Source organism: Phascolarctobacterium succinatutens (genome assembly GCF_958453765.1).
GTDB lineage: Bacteria > Bacillota > Negativicutes > Acidaminococcales > Acidaminococcaceae > Phascolarctobacterium_A > Phascolarctobacterium_A succinatutens_B.
In genome coordinates, this window is sequence record NZ_CAUDZA010000002.1 from 22784 (window position 1) to 39404 (window position 16621).

19 protein-coding genes are annotated in these 16621 nt (G+C 50.3%); 17 read left to right on the forward strand and 2 right to left on the reverse strand.

Going from position 1 to position 16621, the window contains the following annotated elements; all coding sequences use genetic code 11:
* The first annotated feature begins 4 nt into the window (after positions 1-4).
* From cobS to Q7Q81_RS01580, 5 genes are all read left to right on the forward strand, one after another.
* Positions 5-739: an adenosylcobinamide-GDP ribazoletransferase gene (gene cobS / locus Q7Q81_RS01560; RefSeq protein WP_210684737.1), complete on the forward strand. Its 735-nt coding sequence runs from the start codon at positions 5-7 to the stop codon at positions 737-739.
* A gap of 56 nt (positions 740-795) precedes the next feature.
* The gene (locus Q7Q81_RS01565) at positions 796-1596 is read left to right on the forward strand and encodes a nicotinate-nucleotide--dimethylbenzimidazole phosphoribosyltransferase (protein ID WP_304273162.1); all 801 of its coding nucleotides are present in this window, start codon (positions 796-798) and stop codon (positions 1594-1596) included.
* A complete protein-coding gene (locus Q7Q81_RS01570) occupies positions 1596-2237 on the forward strand; it encodes a histidine phosphatase family protein (RefSeq protein ID WP_293852214.1) in 642 nt (213 codons plus the stop codon). Before Q7Q81_RS01565 ends, Q7Q81_RS01570 begins: the two co-directional genes overlap by 1 nt.
* A gap of 386 nt (positions 2238-2623) precedes the next feature.
* A complete protein-coding gene (locus tag Q7Q81_RS01575) occupies positions 2624-2908 on the forward strand; it encodes a zinc-ribbon domain containing protein (protein WP_021719303.1) in 285 nt (94 codons plus the stop codon).
* A 148-nt stretch (positions 2909-3056) separates the two neighbouring features.
* On the forward strand, positions 3057-4307 hold the full coding sequence (locus Q7Q81_RS01580; protein WP_304273165.1) for a RecQ family ATP-dependent DNA helicase: 1251 nt from the start codon (positions 3057-3059) through the stop codon (positions 4305-4307).
* Between the two features lie 3 nt (positions 4308-4310).
* On the opposite strand, the gene Q7Q81_RS01585 is transcribed toward Q7Q81_RS01580, so the two are convergent.
* Positions 4311-4982 (reverse strand): metal-dependent hydrolase, encoded by a 672-nt coding sequence (locus Q7Q81_RS01585; protein ID WP_304273168.1) that lies wholly within the window; start codon positions 4980-4982, stop codon positions 4311-4313.
* Between the two features lie 198 nt (positions 4983-5180).
* Here Q7Q81_RS01585 and Q7Q81_RS01590 point away from each other — a divergent pair, with 198 nt between their 5' ends.
* The 7 genes from Q7Q81_RS01590 to Q7Q81_RS01620 all read left to right on the forward strand — a co-directional run bounded on the left by Q7Q81_RS01590 (position 5181) and on the right by Q7Q81_RS01620 (position 10206).
* A complete protein-coding gene (locus Q7Q81_RS01590; RefSeq protein WP_304273171.1) occupies positions 5181-6128 on the forward strand; it encodes a glucosaminidase domain-containing protein in 948 nt (315 codons plus the stop codon).
* A gap of 43 nt (positions 6129-6171) precedes the next feature.
* Positions 6172-6651: a tRNA (uridine(34)/cytosine(34)/5-carboxymethylaminomethyluridine(34)-2'-O)-methyltransferase TrmL gene (trmL, locus tag Q7Q81_RS01595; RefSeq protein ID WP_304273173.1), complete on the forward strand. Its 480-nt coding sequence runs from the start codon at positions 6172-6174 to the stop codon at positions 6649-6651.
* Positions 6648-7004, forward strand: a complete 357-nt coding sequence (gene queD, locus Q7Q81_RS01600) for a 6-carboxytetrahydropterin synthase QueD (RefSeq protein WP_293388690.1) — start codon at positions 6648-6650, stop codon at positions 7002-7004. The genes trmL and queD overlap by 4 nt, the downstream gene beginning before the upstream one ends.
* A 1-nt stretch (position 7005) precedes the next feature.
* Positions 7006-7782 carry a GTP cyclohydrolase FolE2 gene (gene folE2 / locus Q7Q81_RS01605; protein WP_293721824.1) on the forward strand — a complete coding sequence of 259 codons (777 nt, stop codon included), beginning with the start codon at positions 7006-7008 and terminating at the stop codon, positions 7780-7782.
* A complete protein-coding gene (folP, locus tag Q7Q81_RS01610) occupies positions 7773-8966 on the forward strand; it encodes a dihydropteroate synthase (RefSeq protein ID WP_304273175.1) in 1194 nt (397 codons plus the stop codon). Before folE2 ends, folP begins: the two co-directional genes overlap by 10 nt.
* Before the next feature lie 298 nt (positions 8967-9264).
* Complete coding sequence (gene folK, locus Q7Q81_RS01615) at positions 9265-9723, forward strand: 2-amino-4-hydroxy-6-hydroxymethyldihydropteridine diphosphokinase (RefSeq protein WP_304273178.1); 459 nt, start codon at positions 9265-9267, stop codon at positions 9721-9723.
* Positions 9724-9804: 81 nt separating this feature from the next.
* A complete protein-coding gene (locus Q7Q81_RS01620) occupies positions 9805-10206 on the forward strand; it encodes a zinc ribbon domain-containing protein (RefSeq protein ID WP_009145124.1) in 402 nt (133 codons plus the stop codon).
* A gap of 215 nt (positions 10207-10421) precedes the next feature.
* Here Q7Q81_RS01620 and rpmB read toward each other — a convergent pair whose 3' ends face one another.
* Complete coding sequence (gene rpmB / locus Q7Q81_RS01625; protein WP_021719311.1) at positions 10422-10613, reverse strand: 50S ribosomal protein L28; 192 nt, start codon at positions 10611-10613, stop codon at positions 10422-10424.
* 120 nt (positions 10614-10733) lie between these two features.
* Here rpmB and recG point away from each other — a divergent pair, with 120 nt between their 5' ends.
* The 5 genes from recG to grpE all read left to right on the forward strand — a co-directional run bounded on the left by recG (position 10734) and on the right by grpE (position 16526).
* A complete protein-coding gene (gene recG / locus Q7Q81_RS01630) occupies positions 10734-12794 on the forward strand; it encodes an ATP-dependent DNA helicase RecG (RefSeq protein WP_304273181.1) in 2061 nt (686 codons plus the stop codon).
* Positions 12795-12809: 15 nt separating this feature from the next.
* Positions 12810-13508 (forward strand): TVP38/TMEM64 family protein, encoded by a 699-nt coding sequence (locus tag Q7Q81_RS01635; RefSeq protein WP_304273182.1) that lies wholly within the window; start codon positions 12810-12812, stop codon positions 13506-13508.
* A 67-nt stretch (positions 13509-13575) separates the two neighbouring features.
* Positions 13576-14778 (forward strand): radical SAM family heme chaperone HemW, encoded by a 1203-nt coding sequence (gene hemW, locus Q7Q81_RS01640; protein ID WP_304273185.1) that lies wholly within the window; start codon positions 13576-13578, stop codon positions 14776-14778.
* 107 nt (positions 14779-14885) lie between these two features.
* The gene (hrcA, locus tag Q7Q81_RS01645) at positions 14886-15920 is read left to right on the forward strand and encodes a heat-inducible transcriptional repressor HrcA (protein WP_021719315.1); all 1035 of its coding nucleotides are present in this window, start codon (positions 14886-14888) and stop codon (positions 15918-15920) included.
* Positions 15921-15938: 18 nt separating this feature from the next.
* Entirely contained in the window at positions 15939-16526 is a 588-nt protein-coding gene (grpE, locus tag Q7Q81_RS01650; RefSeq protein ID WP_304273188.1) for a nucleotide exchange factor GrpE, read from the forward strand.
* The last annotated feature ends 95 nt before the right edge of the window (positions 16527-16621 follow it).

Genomic DNA, 16621 nt, shown 5'->3' on the forward strand with positions numbered 1-16621 from the left:
TGTGATGCGTGATTTTGTAACTTGTCTGGAATTTTTGACCAGAATACGCTTTTCCAACCGCACGGACTGGCATGATGACGATTTCAGCCGCAGCGTGCCGTACTTCCCTTTGGTCGGTCTGGTAATGGGTGTTTTTATGGGTGCGGTAAATTACGGCCTGTATTATCTGCACACACCTGATTTAATGCGCGCGGTGATGCTGGTGCTGGCGGAGCTGATTATTATTGGCGCACTGATGTATGACGGCTTTATGGATACCTCCGACGGCGTTTTCAGCGCCCGCGACCGCGAGCGTATGCTGGAAATCATGAAGGACAGCCACGTAGGCTCCAACGCCGTTATTGCGCTTGTCTGCCTCGTGCTGCTGAAGGTGGCTGCCTATACTACGCTGCCGCCGGTAAAGCTGTCGTTTGCTCTGGTTGCGGTTTTTGTAGCAACGCGTACCTTTATGGTTACCTACATCGTCAACTATAAGTATGCACGCAAAACCGGCATCGGTCATATGTTTAAGGCTTATGCCAAGCCTATGTACACCTATATTGCCTTTGCACTATGTCTGGCGCTGGTGGCAGCCTGTGGTTTGCCGTATCTGTATACGGCAATAGCGGCCTTCGTTATCTGCCAGGGCATTGCGCATTTTCTCAGCGGTCAGCTGGGCGGCCTTACAGGTGATACCTACGGCTTTTTGACGGAATGCGGCGTGGTGGTTTACCTGATGCTCGCAACCTATATAATCTGATATATTTCCCCGGCAATATTTTGCCTAATTATAAAGAGACAGAAAGGAAAAATGCTATGCATATAGAAGAAATAATCCAAAAGATTGTGCCTGCGGACAGAGGCTGTATGAAGCTGGCGCAGACACGCTTTGATAATCTGATCAAGCCTGTCGGCAGTCTGGCCAAGCTGGAAGAAATGACCTCGCGCTATTGCGGTATCAAGGGCATTTATGAAAAAGAGGATTTAGATTATCCTAAACGCGATTTACTGGTGTGGTGCGGTATCGAAGAGGCTGCTCAGGCCGAAAAAATTATGCACGCCAAATGGCCGGTGAATGTGCTTGCTGCAGAAACCGGTGCGAAGGCTGTGGCTCTGCTCGTAACCTCGGAGGAGGAGGCTGACGCTCTGGAGGAGGGCGCTGCCCTGGTGCAGGAGCTGGTGCACGAGAAAGGACTGGAGCTGTTGGGCTTCGGCTGCCTTTCCAATCCTGATAATGAGATGGTGCGCACCGCTATGGCCGGCGCTCTGCTGCAGGCTGCAGCTATGAAGGTGCCGGTAATGCTCGACGGCGTTGCTGTCTGCAGGGCTGCCAAAAAGGCAGCGGATATGGCACCGGCAGTTTTAGATTACTGCTTTGCCGGTCATGTTTCCACAGAGCCGGGTGCAGAAGAATGCCTGCAGGAGCTGGGGCTTACGGCACCGCTGCGCCTGAACATTCCTGATGGTGCCGGTGAGGGCGCTGCTGTCTGCTTTACGCTGTTCAATGCCGGCATCAAGGCCTACAAGGAGATGGAAACCTTTGAGGAAGCAGGCGTACATGCGGAGATGAAGGAATTTTCCCTGGCAGAGCAATCTAAAAAAGGGGCGAAGGCTTAATGGGTAAAATTTATTTAATTCGTCACGGTGAAACGGACAGCAATAAGGGACACCGCTTTCAGGGACGCATAAATATGCCGCTGAACGCCAAAGGTCTGGAGCAGTCCGAGAAGCTGGCTGCCTATATGCAGCATCTGCCGGTTGATAAAATTTACTGCAGCTCTATGCTACGTGCCTGCATGACGGCAGCACCGCTGGCTATGAGCAAAAATATGTCCTATCAGCCGCTGGATTTGCTGCAGGAGGTAAGCTTCGGTGCCTGGGAGGGCCTGGAGTATGCGGAAATCAGCCGCCGCTGGCCTAAGGAGATGGATGATTTCCTGACGCGTCCGGGCGAATGGATTCCGCCGCAGGGCGAAAGCTTTCATGATGTAGCGCGTCGCTGTCAGGCGGCTTTTGACTATATCTTCGAGCGTGAAGGCCACGAGAAAAATATCGCGATTGTATCGCATGGCGGTATTATCCGCGTGCAGCTGTGCCTGCTTTTAGGTATACCGCTGAACAATCTGTGGAAGCTGAGTGTGCATAATGTTTCTGTCAGCACGCTGAATGACTGGCAGGGCAATATCATTGCCGAAACCATTAATGATGCTCACTTTGCCAGAGAGCAGGGAAAATCTGTAAACTGGCTGCATAAATAAAAATTAAAGCTTGAAAACCGCGCAGACCTGAAAAGCTGTCGCGGTTTTTCTATAAAGCGGAGAAAAAAAGACGGTCATAGTTTTTGCTGTAAACTTACCGGTGCTGCACCATTAATTTTACCCGCAAGCTTTTCCCGTGAGCACTGTTAATAAGCGGATTTTGGGATATGTTGAGAAATGAAAAGTTTCTTATTAAAGAATTTACGCATTTTTGATAAACTAAGATTGACTTTTGCAGGCGCTTACTATATACTGTAAGTGGTGTATCTCAGTGGTCCGTTTAAGTTCCTAACTTCTTCTATCATAGATGACATGGGGAAGCCAAGGTAAACATCTTAATGCGTTCTTTGGGGTATGTTCTATCTATGATTAGGAGTGATTAAACAATGAAAGAAGACAAGACTTTAACCTGCTGCGAGTGCGGCAACGAATTCGTATTCACCGCTTCCGAGCAAGAGTTCTACGAAGAAAAAGGCTTCACTAACGAACCGCGCCGTTGCCCGGCTTGCCGTCAAGCACGCAAACAACGCATGGGCGTACAAAACGACCGTCCGCAACGCGAAATGTTCCCCGCAGTTTGCGCTGAATGCGGTAAAGAGACCATGGTACCGTTCAAACCCAGCGATCGTCCGGTTTACTGCCGCGAATGCTTCAACGCACGTAAACACTAATTAGACGCTTGAAGTAACAAATTCAGGTACAGCTTAGGCTGTACCTGTTTTTTATTAGCTGATCATAGAAAAAACGAAAGTTATTTTACATAAAAGTGCTTATGTGCTATACTTTTTACAAATAAACTTTTCGAAGCAAGGGAGCTTTATGGCACGTATTATAGACAGTGACTTTCTGCACCGCGCGCTGCAGCATTTTTATGGCTACAGCAGCTTCCGCACAGGGCAGGAAGAAATTATAAGTGAAATATTACACGGACAGCCGGTTCTGGCAGTACTGCCTACGGGTGCAGGCAAGAGCATCTGCTTTCAGCTGCCTTCACTGCTGCTGAAGGGTGTGACGCTGGTAATCTCGCCGCTGATATCGCTGATGAAGGATCAGGCGGAGGCGCTGACGGCACGCGGTATTCCGGCAGCTTATCTTGACAGCAGCATGAGCAGCAATGAGTACGGCAGGGTGCTGCATGCAGCCCTCAACAAGCAGTGCAAATTTTTGTATGTTGCGCCGGAGCGATTGGTCAACCAGCAGTTTATTGATTTTGCCCGCCAGGCTTATATCACAATGGTGGCGGTAGATGAGGCGCACTGCGTATCGCAATGGGGACACAGCTTCCGCAAGGAGTATTATAATATCCCCGATTTTATTCAGGCCTTGCCCGCAAAGCCGCTGGTGGCAGCCTTTACTGCTACGGCTACGCCGGATGTGCGCCGTGATATTATCAAACGCCTGGGCATTCCGGAGGCCAAAATTGTGGTGACGGGCTTTGACAGGCCCAATCTGCATTTTGCTGTGCAGCGCACGCAGGATAAGGAGCGCTCGCTGCTGGAGTTTATGTGCAAGCATAAAAAGGATTGCGGCGTAGTTTACTGTGCTACGCGCAACAAGGTGGAAAGCGTGACGCAGCTTTTGCGGCGCCAGGGCTTCAGTGCCTTGCGCTATCATGCGGGTCTTACGCCGGAGGAGCGGCGTGAGAATCAGAATGCCTTCGTCGGCGGCAGCGTGCCGCTGATTGTGGCAACCAATGCCTTCGGTATGGGCATTGATAAGCCGGATGTACGCTTTGTGGTGCATTATAATATGCCCAAGGATATCGAAAGCTATTATCAGGAGGCAGGACGCGCAGGGCGTGACGGCCTGCCTGCGGAGTGTCTGCTGCTTTATGATAAGGCGGATATTGCGGTCAATACCTATCTTATCGGTCACGACCAGCCGGATCTGACTTGGAAGGAGCATGAACTGCAGCTGCTCGGCAAAATGACCAACTACTGCAATACGTCCATGTGTCTGCGCAAGGTACTGCTGGAATATTTCGGAGAAAAAACAACGTCGCAGTGCAACAATTGCGGCAACTGCGACGTGAATAAGAACGCTTCGTGGCGTAAGTTTTTGAAGTTTTAATTTTTAATCGATATCAATAGTATTGCCCGGTTTTACAACAAGCACCTTGCTGTCGGTTTCGTCCTCAACGGCAGCTTTGAAGGCTTCCACGTCCTGAGCGATGGGCGGCCAGGTGTTGTAATGTACGGGGATAACGTATTTTGCCTGCAGCAGCTTGCATGCGATAAGTGCATCATTGGGGTCCATAGTGAAGTTGCCGCCGATAGGAAGAACTGCGTATTCAAAAGCATCGAGCTTGGGCAGCAGCTGCATATCGCCGAAGAGTGCGGTGTCACCGGCGAAGTACAGCTTAGTGCCGTAAAAATCAATAACGATGCCGCAGGCGTGACCGCCGGGAACGCCGCTGCCGTGGAAGGCCAGTGTCAGGCGTACCTTGCCGAAGGGAAACTTAAAGGTACCACCAAGATGCATAGCGTGTGCTTTGCAACCGGCATCCTGCGCCAGACCGCAGATTTCGGCAGTGGAGATGATGGTAGCGTCACAATTTTTGGCGATTTCAAAGGCACTGCCCAAATGGTCGAAGTGACCGTGGCTGACGAAAATATAATCAACCTTGATGTCTTTGGCGGTGAGTCCTTCCGGATTATCGTCCAGATACGGGTCGAAGATGATAGCGGAATTGTTTTTTTCCAGCATAAAGCAGGCGTGGTTGATGAAATGGAATTTTGCGGTCATAATTTTCCCTCCTTAATTTGTCAGGCATATAGCTGTTTACTGTAAAAATTATTAGCAGCGCTTAGCTGTAATCTTATAAATATTATAGCTTAAATCTACTTTTTTGTGAATTCCTCACTGCAGGGGTGGGAAAAACTTTACAATTTTGCCTTATGTGCGGTAAAATTGATAGCGTGATATATATAGGAGTAATGCGCTATGAACTATAAAAAAATTACTTTTGCATGTGTTCTGTTGGGCCTGTCGCTGTATGCCGGTGTGTGTGCGGCAACCGTGCGCGAGATGGCTGATGAAACACCGGCCTCCAGGCAGACAATTATCGCTGATAAAAAGGATAAGAAGCTGCTGAACAAAAAGCAGCGCGCTGTCCAAATAACTCAGGAAAAGGATAAAATCGTTGTATCTACCAAACCGGTGGCTAAACCGCCTGCCGGTACGATAAATGTTCCTGCCGCTCAGCGTCCGTCACTGCTGCAGGAGAAGGACGGCAAGTTTTATTTTTCCGGGACACAGCTGCCGGACGATTACCGCAATATCGCTATTTACGGTGAGGCGATTGCCAGCAAGGCGCAGGCTATTGCCTATATTTTGGCGGCTAACCCGGCTGTGAAGCTGGCCTGCCCGGTAGAGGAGCTGGTGGAGCTGTACTGGCAGGAGGCCAAGCGTGAAAACGTGCGTCCCGACCTTGCACTGGCGCAATCGTTGGTGGAAACAGGTGCTTACCGCTATGGCGGTGATGTGCTGCATCATCAGAACAATTTCTGCGGTCTCGGTACTATCGGCGGCGGTGTGCGCGGTGCGTCCTTTGCTACGCCGCAAATGGGAGTGCGTGCGCATATCCAGCATCTGCTGGCTTATACGCAGACGAAGCGCCCTTCAACCGATATTGTCGATCCGCGCTATGATCTGGCGCATAATATCCGCCTGGAGCGCGGTGTTGTCAACACCTGGTACGGGTTGAACGGTACTTGGGCGATGGGCTCGCTGTATTGCGAAAAGATTATGGCTACATATCAGAAAATCTTGGCACAGCAGCCTGTTGAGCCGGAGATTAAGCCTGCACCGGCTGAACCGGTTAAGGAAAAGAATAAAAAGAAACGCAGTATGAAGCAGAGAGTTTCCGAAATACTGCAGGAGAAAAAATAAATTAACGACTGCGCAGCAGTCAGCTGAGGAGGCATTCAGTAAAATGCATATAGTTTTAGTTGAACCGGAAATTCCCAGCAATACCGGTAATATTGCACGTCTGTGCGCAGCAACCGGCTGCCACCTGCATTTGGTCCGTCCGCTTGGTTTTTCCGTGGAGGATAAATATTTGAAGCGTGCAGGTCTGGATTATTGGCATCTTGTTGATATCCATTATTATGACAGCGTTTATGAGGTGCTGGAAAAATATAAGGATAACCCCAAGTATTTCCTGACGACAAAGGCACACAGCTCTTATGCCGATGTGCAGTATGCTCAGGACAGCCTGCTGATTTTCGGCAAGGAAACTGCCGGCCTGCCGGAAACCTTGCTGCACGAATATCCCGAAAGCTGCATCCGTATTCCGATGATTGAGGATGCTCGCTCTTTGAATCTGTCCAATTCCGTGGCGATTGTGGCTTATGAGGCTCTGCGCCAGAACGGCTTTGCTGATTTAACCCTTTATGGAGGAGAATATAAATGATAATTATCAAGGAATTTGATTTTGACGCTGCGCATTATCTGCCTGCGTATAACGGCAAGTGCGAGCATTTGCACGGTCATACCTATAAGCTGGTGGTAAAGGTGGAGGGCACTCCCGACCACGAGGGTATGGTTATTGATTTCATCAAGCTGAAGAATCTGGTGAAGGACGAGGTGCTGGCACATTTGGACCACGCCTGCCTGAATGATATTCTGCCGGTGCCTTCCGCAGAAAATATTAGCGTCTGGGTTTGGAATAAGCTGGTTGAGCTGCTGAAGAGCGACCATTATCATTTATATGAAGTAGAAGTTTGGGAAACTCGCACCAGTGGCTGCGTTTACAGAGGTGAATGACGTGAAGGATGTACAAAGCGAAAAGGATTTACGCAATATTCCTTTGAAGCATGTGGGAATAAAGGGACTGCGCTGGCCGATTGAGCTGCGTGATAAAGCACGCGGTACGCAGCACAGCGTAGCGGAGGTAACTCTGGCGGTTGATTTGCCGCATGATATGCGCGGTACGCACATGAGCCGTTTTGTGGAATGTTTGCGTACTCTCGGCCCTGTAGGCCTCGCTGATGTGGAGGCTATTTTGGACCAGCTGAAGCAGCATCTGCAGGCGGAAAGAGCTTTTATCGAGCTGAAGTTCCCGTATTTTGTGACGAAGAAGGCTCCTGTGAGCGGCATGGAAGCGCCGTTGGATATTGATTGCGTGTATAAGGCCGAGAAGGGCGAGAAGCTGCGTTGGCGTATTACAGCTGTTGTGCCGGTGCAGACGCTGTGCCCCTGCTCTAAGGAAATCAGCGAATACGGTGCGCATAACCAACGTGCCTGGGCGAAGCTGGAGGTTGAGGCGCAGGAAATGGTATGGCTGGAGGAGCTGGTGGAATATGCCGAGGCTTCCGCAAGTACGCCGCTTTATGGCCTTTTGAAGCGCCCTGACGAAAAATACGTTACGGAGCATGCTTATGAGAATCCGCGTTTTGTAGAGGATGCCGTGCGTGAGGTTGCTTTACGTCTGGAGGCGGATAAGCGCATTACCTGGTATCGTGCAGAGGTGGAGAGCATGGAAAGCATCCATAATCATAACGCCTTTGCTGTTGTGGAAAAAGGTGAGAATGAATGTTATTAAAGGTTAACCGTGAAGGCTTGGAGGCAGCGCTGGCAAGCATCGGCGCTCATGCCGACAGTCTGCCTATTTTTGCGCATAAGGCGGAGATTATTCCGTTCAAGCTGCTGGGTGTGCGTACTCCGGCGGCGAATATTATCAAGCAGGAGATGCTGGCAGTGGGCGGCGACGCTGTAACGCCCGTCGGCGCTGTTACCTGCGCTGCAAAGTATGTTGATATCCTGCTTTTGGGTACGCTGAAGCATTATAAGGTACTGCTGAAGAAGATGGCGCAGATGCCTTATTTTGGTATCCCTCAGGCTGCTGCCGATCTGGAAATGGCGCTGACGCCGCAAAAGCTGTGCACTGCGCTGGCTGACGGCCGCGTGCTGACCTATGAGAAGATGTGCGTGATGGGCATTTTGAACGTTACGCCCGATTCCTTTTACGAGGGCAGCCGTGTGCCCGCTATGGAGGAGCTGGTGGCACGTGCCGGCAGAATGCTTGCTGCGGGTGCCGGTGTGCTGGATATCGGCGGTGAGTCTACCCGTCCGGGCAGCGACAGCGTTGATGGGGAGGAGGAGCGCCGCCGCGTAGTTCCTGCGATTGCTGCTTTGCGCAAGGCTTATCCCGATGCTGTTATTTCTATTGATACATATCGTGCGGATACGGCGGAGGCAGCTATTGCTGCCGGTGCTGATATTATCAACGATATCAGCGCGATGGAGGCTGACCCGCGCATGGCGGATGTGGTTGTGGCTACTAAAGCGCCGATTATCCTTATGCATATGCGCGGTACGCCGAAGAATATGCAGCAGAACTGCGAGTACAAGGATGTTGTGCAGGAGGTTGCCGTTTATCTGGCGCAGAGGGCGCAGCTTTTGCGTGAGCGCGGTGTGAGTGCTGATAAGATTATTCTGGATCCCGGTATCGGCTTTGCCAAGAATGTGGAGCAGAATTTGCTGTTGATGCGTGATTTGAAGGCTTTGACGAGCTATGGCTATCCTGTGCTGCTGGCGGCTTCGCGTAAGAGTACGCTTGGTGCTGTGCTGGGCGGTGTGCCGGCGGAGCAGCGCTTGGAGGGGACGATTGCGACGAGCCTGCAGGCGATTTACGCGGGGGCACAGATGGTGCGCGTGCATGATGTTGAGGAGAATGTGCGGGCGATTCGCACAATGGAAGCTATTTTGCGCGGCAGTGCGGAGTAATTTCGTTAAAGTGATTACTTAGCAATTATCTGTCGCGCTGCGACGGAATAGTGACATAAGCAATTATTTATCGCGGTGGAAGCATAAAAATTTTAGGCAATAAGTGCTTGGAACAAAAGAAATTGCAATACTGTTTGAGCGCTAAGCTGACTTGTGTAGAAAAATACTACGCATAGCGCGAGTTTATTGCAATTTCGTCTTTGTTCCGCACGAAATTGCCGTTAAGAAATTTTTCGCTGTAACGCGATAGATAATTGCTGCGTCTACCATCATCACATCAAAAGAACAGGAGTCGGATATGGCTATTGCATATGTTGCCTTGGGCAGTAACCTTGGCGATAAGAAAAAGAATTTACAGAGCGCGCTGATGCTGCTGATGCAGCAGGGCGTGGAGGTACTGCAGGTTTCGGGCTATTTTGCTACGGAGCCTTACGGTGTGACGGACCAGCCGCAGTTTTTGAATGCTGTGTGCAGGGTGCGCACTAATCTGGAGCCTGTGGCGCTTTTGCGTACACTTTTGGCAACGGAGCTGGCGATGGGGCGTGTGCGCCTGCGTCATTGGGGCGAGCGCAATATTGATCTGGATTTGCTGCTTTACGAAAATGTTGTGATGCAGACACCGGAGCTTACGCTGCCGCATCCCGATATGCAGAACAGGGATTTTGTGCTGCTGCCGTTACTGGATATTGCACCGGAGCTGGTACATCCGCTGTTGCATAAAACTGTGCGTGAAATGGCGGCGGCGCTGAACAAATAATGCCGCAGCACGAGCGATTTGTTTTACAGCAAATATGCGCTTGTGCTATAATTAAGAAAAAACATCTGGCAGGAGGTAGCTATGAGAATAGATGGTGCCGGCGGTTGCTTTGATAACCGTCTTTATGAAGTTGATATTGATGTAGCTTGGAATATTGCCTTGCTATGCGTCAATGAGATGGGTGTAACTATTGATGAGCAGGATGATGCTGCACATCAGCTGCACTTCCATAACAAGAAAAAAATTATGCAGCTGGCTATGCAGTCTTTGGATGAAGAAACCGTACAGGTTATCATGGACTCCACTAAGGAGCGTCTGCAGATTTATAACTGGAAGCGCGAGGACAAAGAGGTTAACCAGTTCTATGAGCTGTTCGAAAAGAAGCTCACAGAATACCGTGCCTTTATTTTGTGCCCGAACTGCTCCGCAAAAATCAGCTCTTTGGTTAAATTCTGCCCCGAGTGCGGCTGCAAAGTAAAATAATATGTTATAGAAAAAAGGCTCCCCTTGGGGGGAGCTGTCAGCGAAGCTGACTGAGAGGGGTTCGCACGAAAAGAACTGCTTCTCTCTGTTATTGTTGCGCTATGTCGCATCTTTAAACCAAGTGTACTTGAAGAAAGTTGCTGTTAGATGTAAATAGCACAAAAAAAGAAACCAAATACCGATTGGTATTTGGCTTCTTTTTAAATCCGAACGGATTAGATTGCGCGGTTAACTTTACCGGAACGCAGGCAACGGGTGCAAACGTTCAAGCGTTTAACAGAACCTTCAACAACTGCTCTTACTTGTTGAATATTCGGGTTCCAAGCACGTTTGGTGTGTCTATTGGAGTGGCTGACGTTGTTGCCAGCGAGTTTTCCTTTACCGCAGATTTCGCAGATAGATGCCATTGTTTCCCACCTCCTTAAACGTGATAAGACATAAGGCACATTCAAATTTAACATGAGTATCATACCATAAAGAGCGCAGAAAATCAAGGGAATTTTAAGATAAAGAGGGTATTTTTATAAATGTGGTGGAAAGAACCTGTAACAACACTAAAAGGTGTAGGTGTAAAAAAGGCAGCTGAGCTGGCTGCTCTTAATATTTTCAGCGTGGGTGATTTGCTGGAATTTTACCCGCGTCAGGGTGCTTATCTTGATTATGCCAAGCTCAAAACGATTAAGGAGCTTGATGTAGACAACAGTAAGCAGATTTTCAAAGCGACCGTTTATCAGGTGAAAAACGGCTACGGTGGCAGCCGCCGCAGCTATACGTCCGTGACGGTGCGTGACGAAACAGGTTATGCCACGCTGTACTTTTTCGGCGGGCAGCGCTATAAGGCGCAGAAGCTGAAGCCGGATACCGTGCTGCAGATTACGGGCCGCGTAAGGCAGGGGCGCACTACAAAGTCCGTCAGTGAGGTTGATGTGCAGACCTTGGAGCAGGACGAGGGCAAAACGCCGGGTATTGTACCGGTATATGCTTTGAGCGGTAACCTGACGCAGAAGAACCTGCGTACTTGGGTAAGCGAGGCGCTGCGCCTGGCAGCAAAGGATTTACCGGAAAGCCTGCCGGCGAAGGTTGTGAGCCAATGCAATTTGCCCGACCGCTATACGGCGCTGAAAAATATTCACTTTCCGGAAAGCTGGGAAGCATTGCGACGTGCCAAGCAGCGCTTTGTTTTTGAGGAGCTGTTTTTGCTGCAGTGCGGTTTGCTTTACTACCGCCAACAGAGCCATGATAACAGAGAAGGCATCAAGCATGCTGTCGACGGTGCGCTTGTTAAAGACGTAATACAGGGACTGCCCTTTGAGCTGACGGCGGCACAGCAGCAGGCGTGGCGTGAGATTTCGCTGGATATGCAGGATAAGAAGCCTATGCACCGCATTCTGCAAGGCGATGTAGGCAGCGGCAAGACGGTTATCAGCGCGCTGGCGTTGGCTAAGGCGGTGGAAAACGGTTATCAGGGCTGCATTATGGTGCCTACGGAGATTTTGGCTGCGCAGCATTTTGAAACGCTGGAGCAATATCTGCAGCCTTACGGTGTGCGTATTGCTTTACTGACTGGCGGTATGCGTGCTAAGGCAAGGCGTGAGCTGCTGCTGAATCTGGAGCTTGGCCTTGTTGATGTAGTTGTGGGTACGCATGCTCTGCTGGAGGAGGATGTGCGCTTTGCCAATCTGTCGCTGACGGTGACAGACGAGCAGCACCGCTTCGGCGTAGAGCAGCGTGCACGCCTGTCCAACAAGTCGGCCAATGCTCCCGATGTACTGGTAATGACGGCAACGCCGATTCCGCGTACCTTGGCGCTTACTGTTTACGGCGATCTGGATATTTCCGTAATGAAGGGACGTCCGCCGCAGCGCAAGCCGGTGCGGACGCTGTGTTATACGGATGAGCGCCGCCGTGAGGTGTACGCCGGCCTGGTGCGTCAGGTGCAGGCAGGAAGACAGGCTTATGTTGTCTGCCCGCTGATTGAGGAATCCGATGTTCTGGCTGTGCATAGCGCAGAAAGAGTATACGAGGAGCTGAAGCGTGATTTTCTGCAGGATATTCCCTGCGCTCTGCTGCATGGCCGGCTGAAGGGTGCGGAGAAGGATGCGATTATGAGCAGCTTTGCGGCAGGCGAGCTGAAGGTGCTGGTGAGCACTACGGTTATTGAGGTTGGCGTGAACGTGCCCAATGCTACGCTGATGGTGATTGAAAATGCGGAGCGCTTCGGCTTGGCACAGCTGCATCAGCTGCGCGGACGTGTAGGACGCGGCAGCGAGCAATCCTACTGCGTGCTGCTGACGGCCGCCGATTTGCCGGAGGCATTGGCGCGACTGAACGTACTGCATGAGAGCGAGGACGGCTTTTATCTTGCGGAAAAGGATATGGAGCAGCGCGGTGCAGGCCAGCTCTTCGGCTTAAAGCAGCATGGCTTGCCAGATTTGCGAATTGCTGATATAATGCGAGATGTTGACGTAATTGCGCAGGTTCGCCAACTGGCGCAGGCGCAGCTGCGTACGCCGGAGGACTGGGCGGAAATCCGTCGTCTGGTGGAAATGCAGTTTGGCGAACGCTTTAATATGATTTTCAATACTTAAAGAGGTTATAAATACATGAAAAAAGACTGGTTAAAAAATCCTGATGTTTGTGCTAAGGTGACGGCGGCAGTTTTGCTGGTGGCCTTGTTTTTGGGTATTCACTTTTTTGCCGATGATTTCTTCAACAAAACCTTTACGCTGGCAATCAGCGGCAATGTCAACGGCTTGGTGGAATATCTGCGCTCCTTTGGCCATTGGGCGATTTTAATCAGTTTTGTGCTGGATGTGCTGATTAATGCCGGCAGTGTTTTCCCGTCGATTTTTCTTTCTACAGCCAACGGTCTGATTTTCGGTCTGCCGCTTGGTATTACTATTTCCTGGCTGGCGGAAACAACCGGTGTTGTCATCAGCTTTTACCTGATGCGCTTTTTCTTCCGTGATACGGCGCAGAAGCTGATTGAAAAAAGCAACTCGCTGAAATCCATTGATGAAGCAAGCAGCAAGCACGGCCTGGAGTGGATGGCCTTTGCCAGGGCGCTGCCGTATTTTCCGTCAGGTATTTTGACGGCGGTGGGTGCTGTGAGCAGCATGAGTGCGCGTGATTACATTATTGCCAACCTTATCGGCAAATTTCCTTCTACGGCCTTGGAGGTTGTCATCGGTCATGATGTAGTTAATTTTCAGGAGCACAGCCAAAGATTAACGATTTTGATCTTGGTTGTGGGCGCTGTCTTTTTTGCGTATAAAAAATGGTTCTATAAAAAGGGAAAATAAAATTTGCTTTAGTGCGTCGCTGCAGTAATTTCTGTGGCGGCGTTTTTTCAAGATATGGAGAAGATAAATGATGATGGAAAATAAAAATGTGCGTCTTTGGCAGCAATATCAGGCACTTTATCTGCATATACCGTTTTGCGTACAGAAATGTCTGTATTGCGATTTTGCTTCTTATGCAGGCTTTGGCGAGCAGGCGAAGCGTGACTATACCGACGCTGTGTGCAAAGAAATCGCCATGCGTGCGGATGAGGCGGCAAATATGGCGGCGAACGCCAGCATTTACTTTGGCGGCGGTACGCCGAGCGTGCTGCCTACGGAATGTATTGCTAAGCTGGTGAATGCATTGAAGCAGTACGGCTTTTGGCAGCAGCCCTGCGAGGCAACGATTGAGGTGAACCCCGGCACGGCGAATTTAGCCAAGCTGCAGACATTGCGCAGCCTTGGCTTTGACCGCATCAGCTTCGGCGTACAGTCGCTGCAGGATGACGAGCTGCGGGCAATAGGACGCATTCACAACGCACAGCAGGCACTGGAGGCGTTGGCATTGGCACGCAAAGCAGGCTTCGCACGCATCAGTGCGGATTTGATTTACGGCCTGCCGTCGCAGACTATGGCCAGCCTGCAGGATACGCTGGAGCGTCTGGCCGATACGGGCATAGAGCATATTTCTGTTTACGGCCTGATTGTGGAGGAGGGCACGCCGCTCGCAAGCCTTGTGGACAAGGGCAGAATAACTTTGCCTGACGAGGATACGGCGGCAGATATGTATGAGCTGGTGCAGAGCTTTTTGCGCGAGCGTGGCTTTGAGCGCTACGAAATTTCCAACTATGCCAAAAAAGGACAGTATTCGCGGCACAATACGGTTTATTGGCAGTATCATCCCTACATGGCCTTCGGCGCTGCCGCCTGCGGCTTTGACGGGCAAAGGCGGCGTACCGCTCTGAGTACGGTTAAGGAATACACCGGGCAGCTGCGAAGCTTCAGCGGTGACGATTTGCGCGACAGTGCATTATATAATGTAGAAGAATTATCTTGCGCAGAGCTTTTGGAGGAATTTATGTTTATGGGACTGCGCCGCAGCGAAGGCGCGAGCCTGGCGGAGGCACGCGAGCGCTTTGACGTGGATGTGCTGCAGCGCTTTGCCTCCGAGCTGGCGCCGCTGCTTGAACAAAAGCTTATTGCGTATGATGCAAGCACGCAAAGACTGCGCCTGACAGAGCGTGGTATGGAGGTCGGCAATCAAATATTTGAAGTTTTTGTGATAACTTAAAAATAAATCAAAAAGGTGTTGACAATAAAGTAGGCTAGTGCTATTCTAGTATCAAGATGTTAGCACTCCTAATGATAGAGTGCTAACAATCAAAATGAGGTGGGAATATGTTAAACGAAAGAAAGAAAAAAATTCTCCAGCTCATAATTGAGGATTATATTTCAACCGCTGAGCCTGTAGGTTCAAGGACGATTGCCCGCAAATATGATTTGGGCCTCAGTCCTGCGACCATCCGTAACGAGATGAGCGACCTGGAGCTCCTGGGTTATCTGGAGCAGCCGCACACCTCGGCCGGACGTGTACCGTCGGCTCAGGCTTATCGTCTTTATGTCGACTCACTCGTTGAGCCCGGCACTCTGACAGATAATGACAGAGCACTGATTAACGGCTGGTTCAGCGAAAGACGCAGAAGCATTGATGAAATCTTCCAGTCAACGGCGAAAATCCTTTCCCGGATGACGAAGAATGTTTCAATGGTGCTGGCTAACCGTGATGCCGGTGCGTGCTTCCGTTATATGAAGTTTTTACCTCTGGATGAGCACCATGCCATCCTGTGCATAGTAACAGATGACGGCAATGTGGCCAACTGCGTGGTAGAAATTCCTTTGGGAATGCGGCCGGAGGAGCTGGACTACATGGCAGGACGCGTCAGCAGACTGCTGGAAGGCAGAGCGCTGGCGAACATTACCGAGGACCTGCTGCAGGCGGTGCATACCAATATAGCAGATGATAAGCTGCTGTTCACATCGCTGGTACAGTCCATCCGCCAGATGCGTCAAAAATACCAGCAGCAAAAGGTTTTCCTGGGCGGCACCAAGCAGCTGCTTAACCAGCCGGAATTCCGCGACGTGGAGCGTGTGAAGAATCTTCTGGGTATTCTGGAGGAGGAGCGCGTAGTACGCGATTTGCTGAAGGCAGGCGAGGACAGCGGACTGAAGATCACGATTGGCAGTGAAAACAAATTCACCGGCATTCAGGATTGCAGCATGGTACAGGCAACCTACCGTCTTAACGGTCAGATAGTCGGTACGATGGCAGTTCTTGGCCCGACGCGTATGGAATACGGCAAGGTAATTACCGTAATGGATTACCTGCATAAGTATTTGAAAACGATGTTCGAGCAGAAGCCAGACAATAAATAAAACTAAGGAGGAAGAGCCTTGCAGGATAATGAAATGAAAGAAAAACAGGCTGAGCAGGAGGCTGCGGAAGCGAAGGCTGCCGAACAGGAAACTGCGGAAGCTGCAGAAGCTGAAAAAGCTGAAGATGCAAAAAATGCGGAGGAAGCCGCTGAGCCTGAGGTTGACCCGAAGGATGCCAAAATCGAAGAGCTGCAAAATCGTTTATTGAGATTGCAGGCCGATTTTGAAAACTTCCGCCGTCGCACCAATATAGAAAAGGAACAGCTTTCCACCTTTGTAACAGCAAATGTGGTTGGCAAGTTCTTAAAGGTTTTAGATAATTTTGAGCGTGCTGAAGCAAGCGTCGAAAAGGGCGATAATGTGGATGCAGTTGTCGACGGTATGAAAAAAATTCGCCGTCAGTTTGAAGATGCCTTCAAGGATCTGAAGATAGAAGAAATCGAAGCTCAAAATGCCAAGTTTGACCCGAACATCCACGAAGCCGTAATGCGCGGTCATAATCCGGAGCTGGATGATGAAATCGTAGATATGGTTTTCGAAAAAGGCTATAAGCTGGGTGACAAGGTTATCCGTCACAGTAAGGTAAGAGTAAACACCAACGAATAAAGCTGGCGTGCTCTTTACAATAAATTTAAAAAATATATCACATCGATTCGGTAAAAATGCGGCAGCTGCCGCATCACCGAAGGATAGTAATCAGG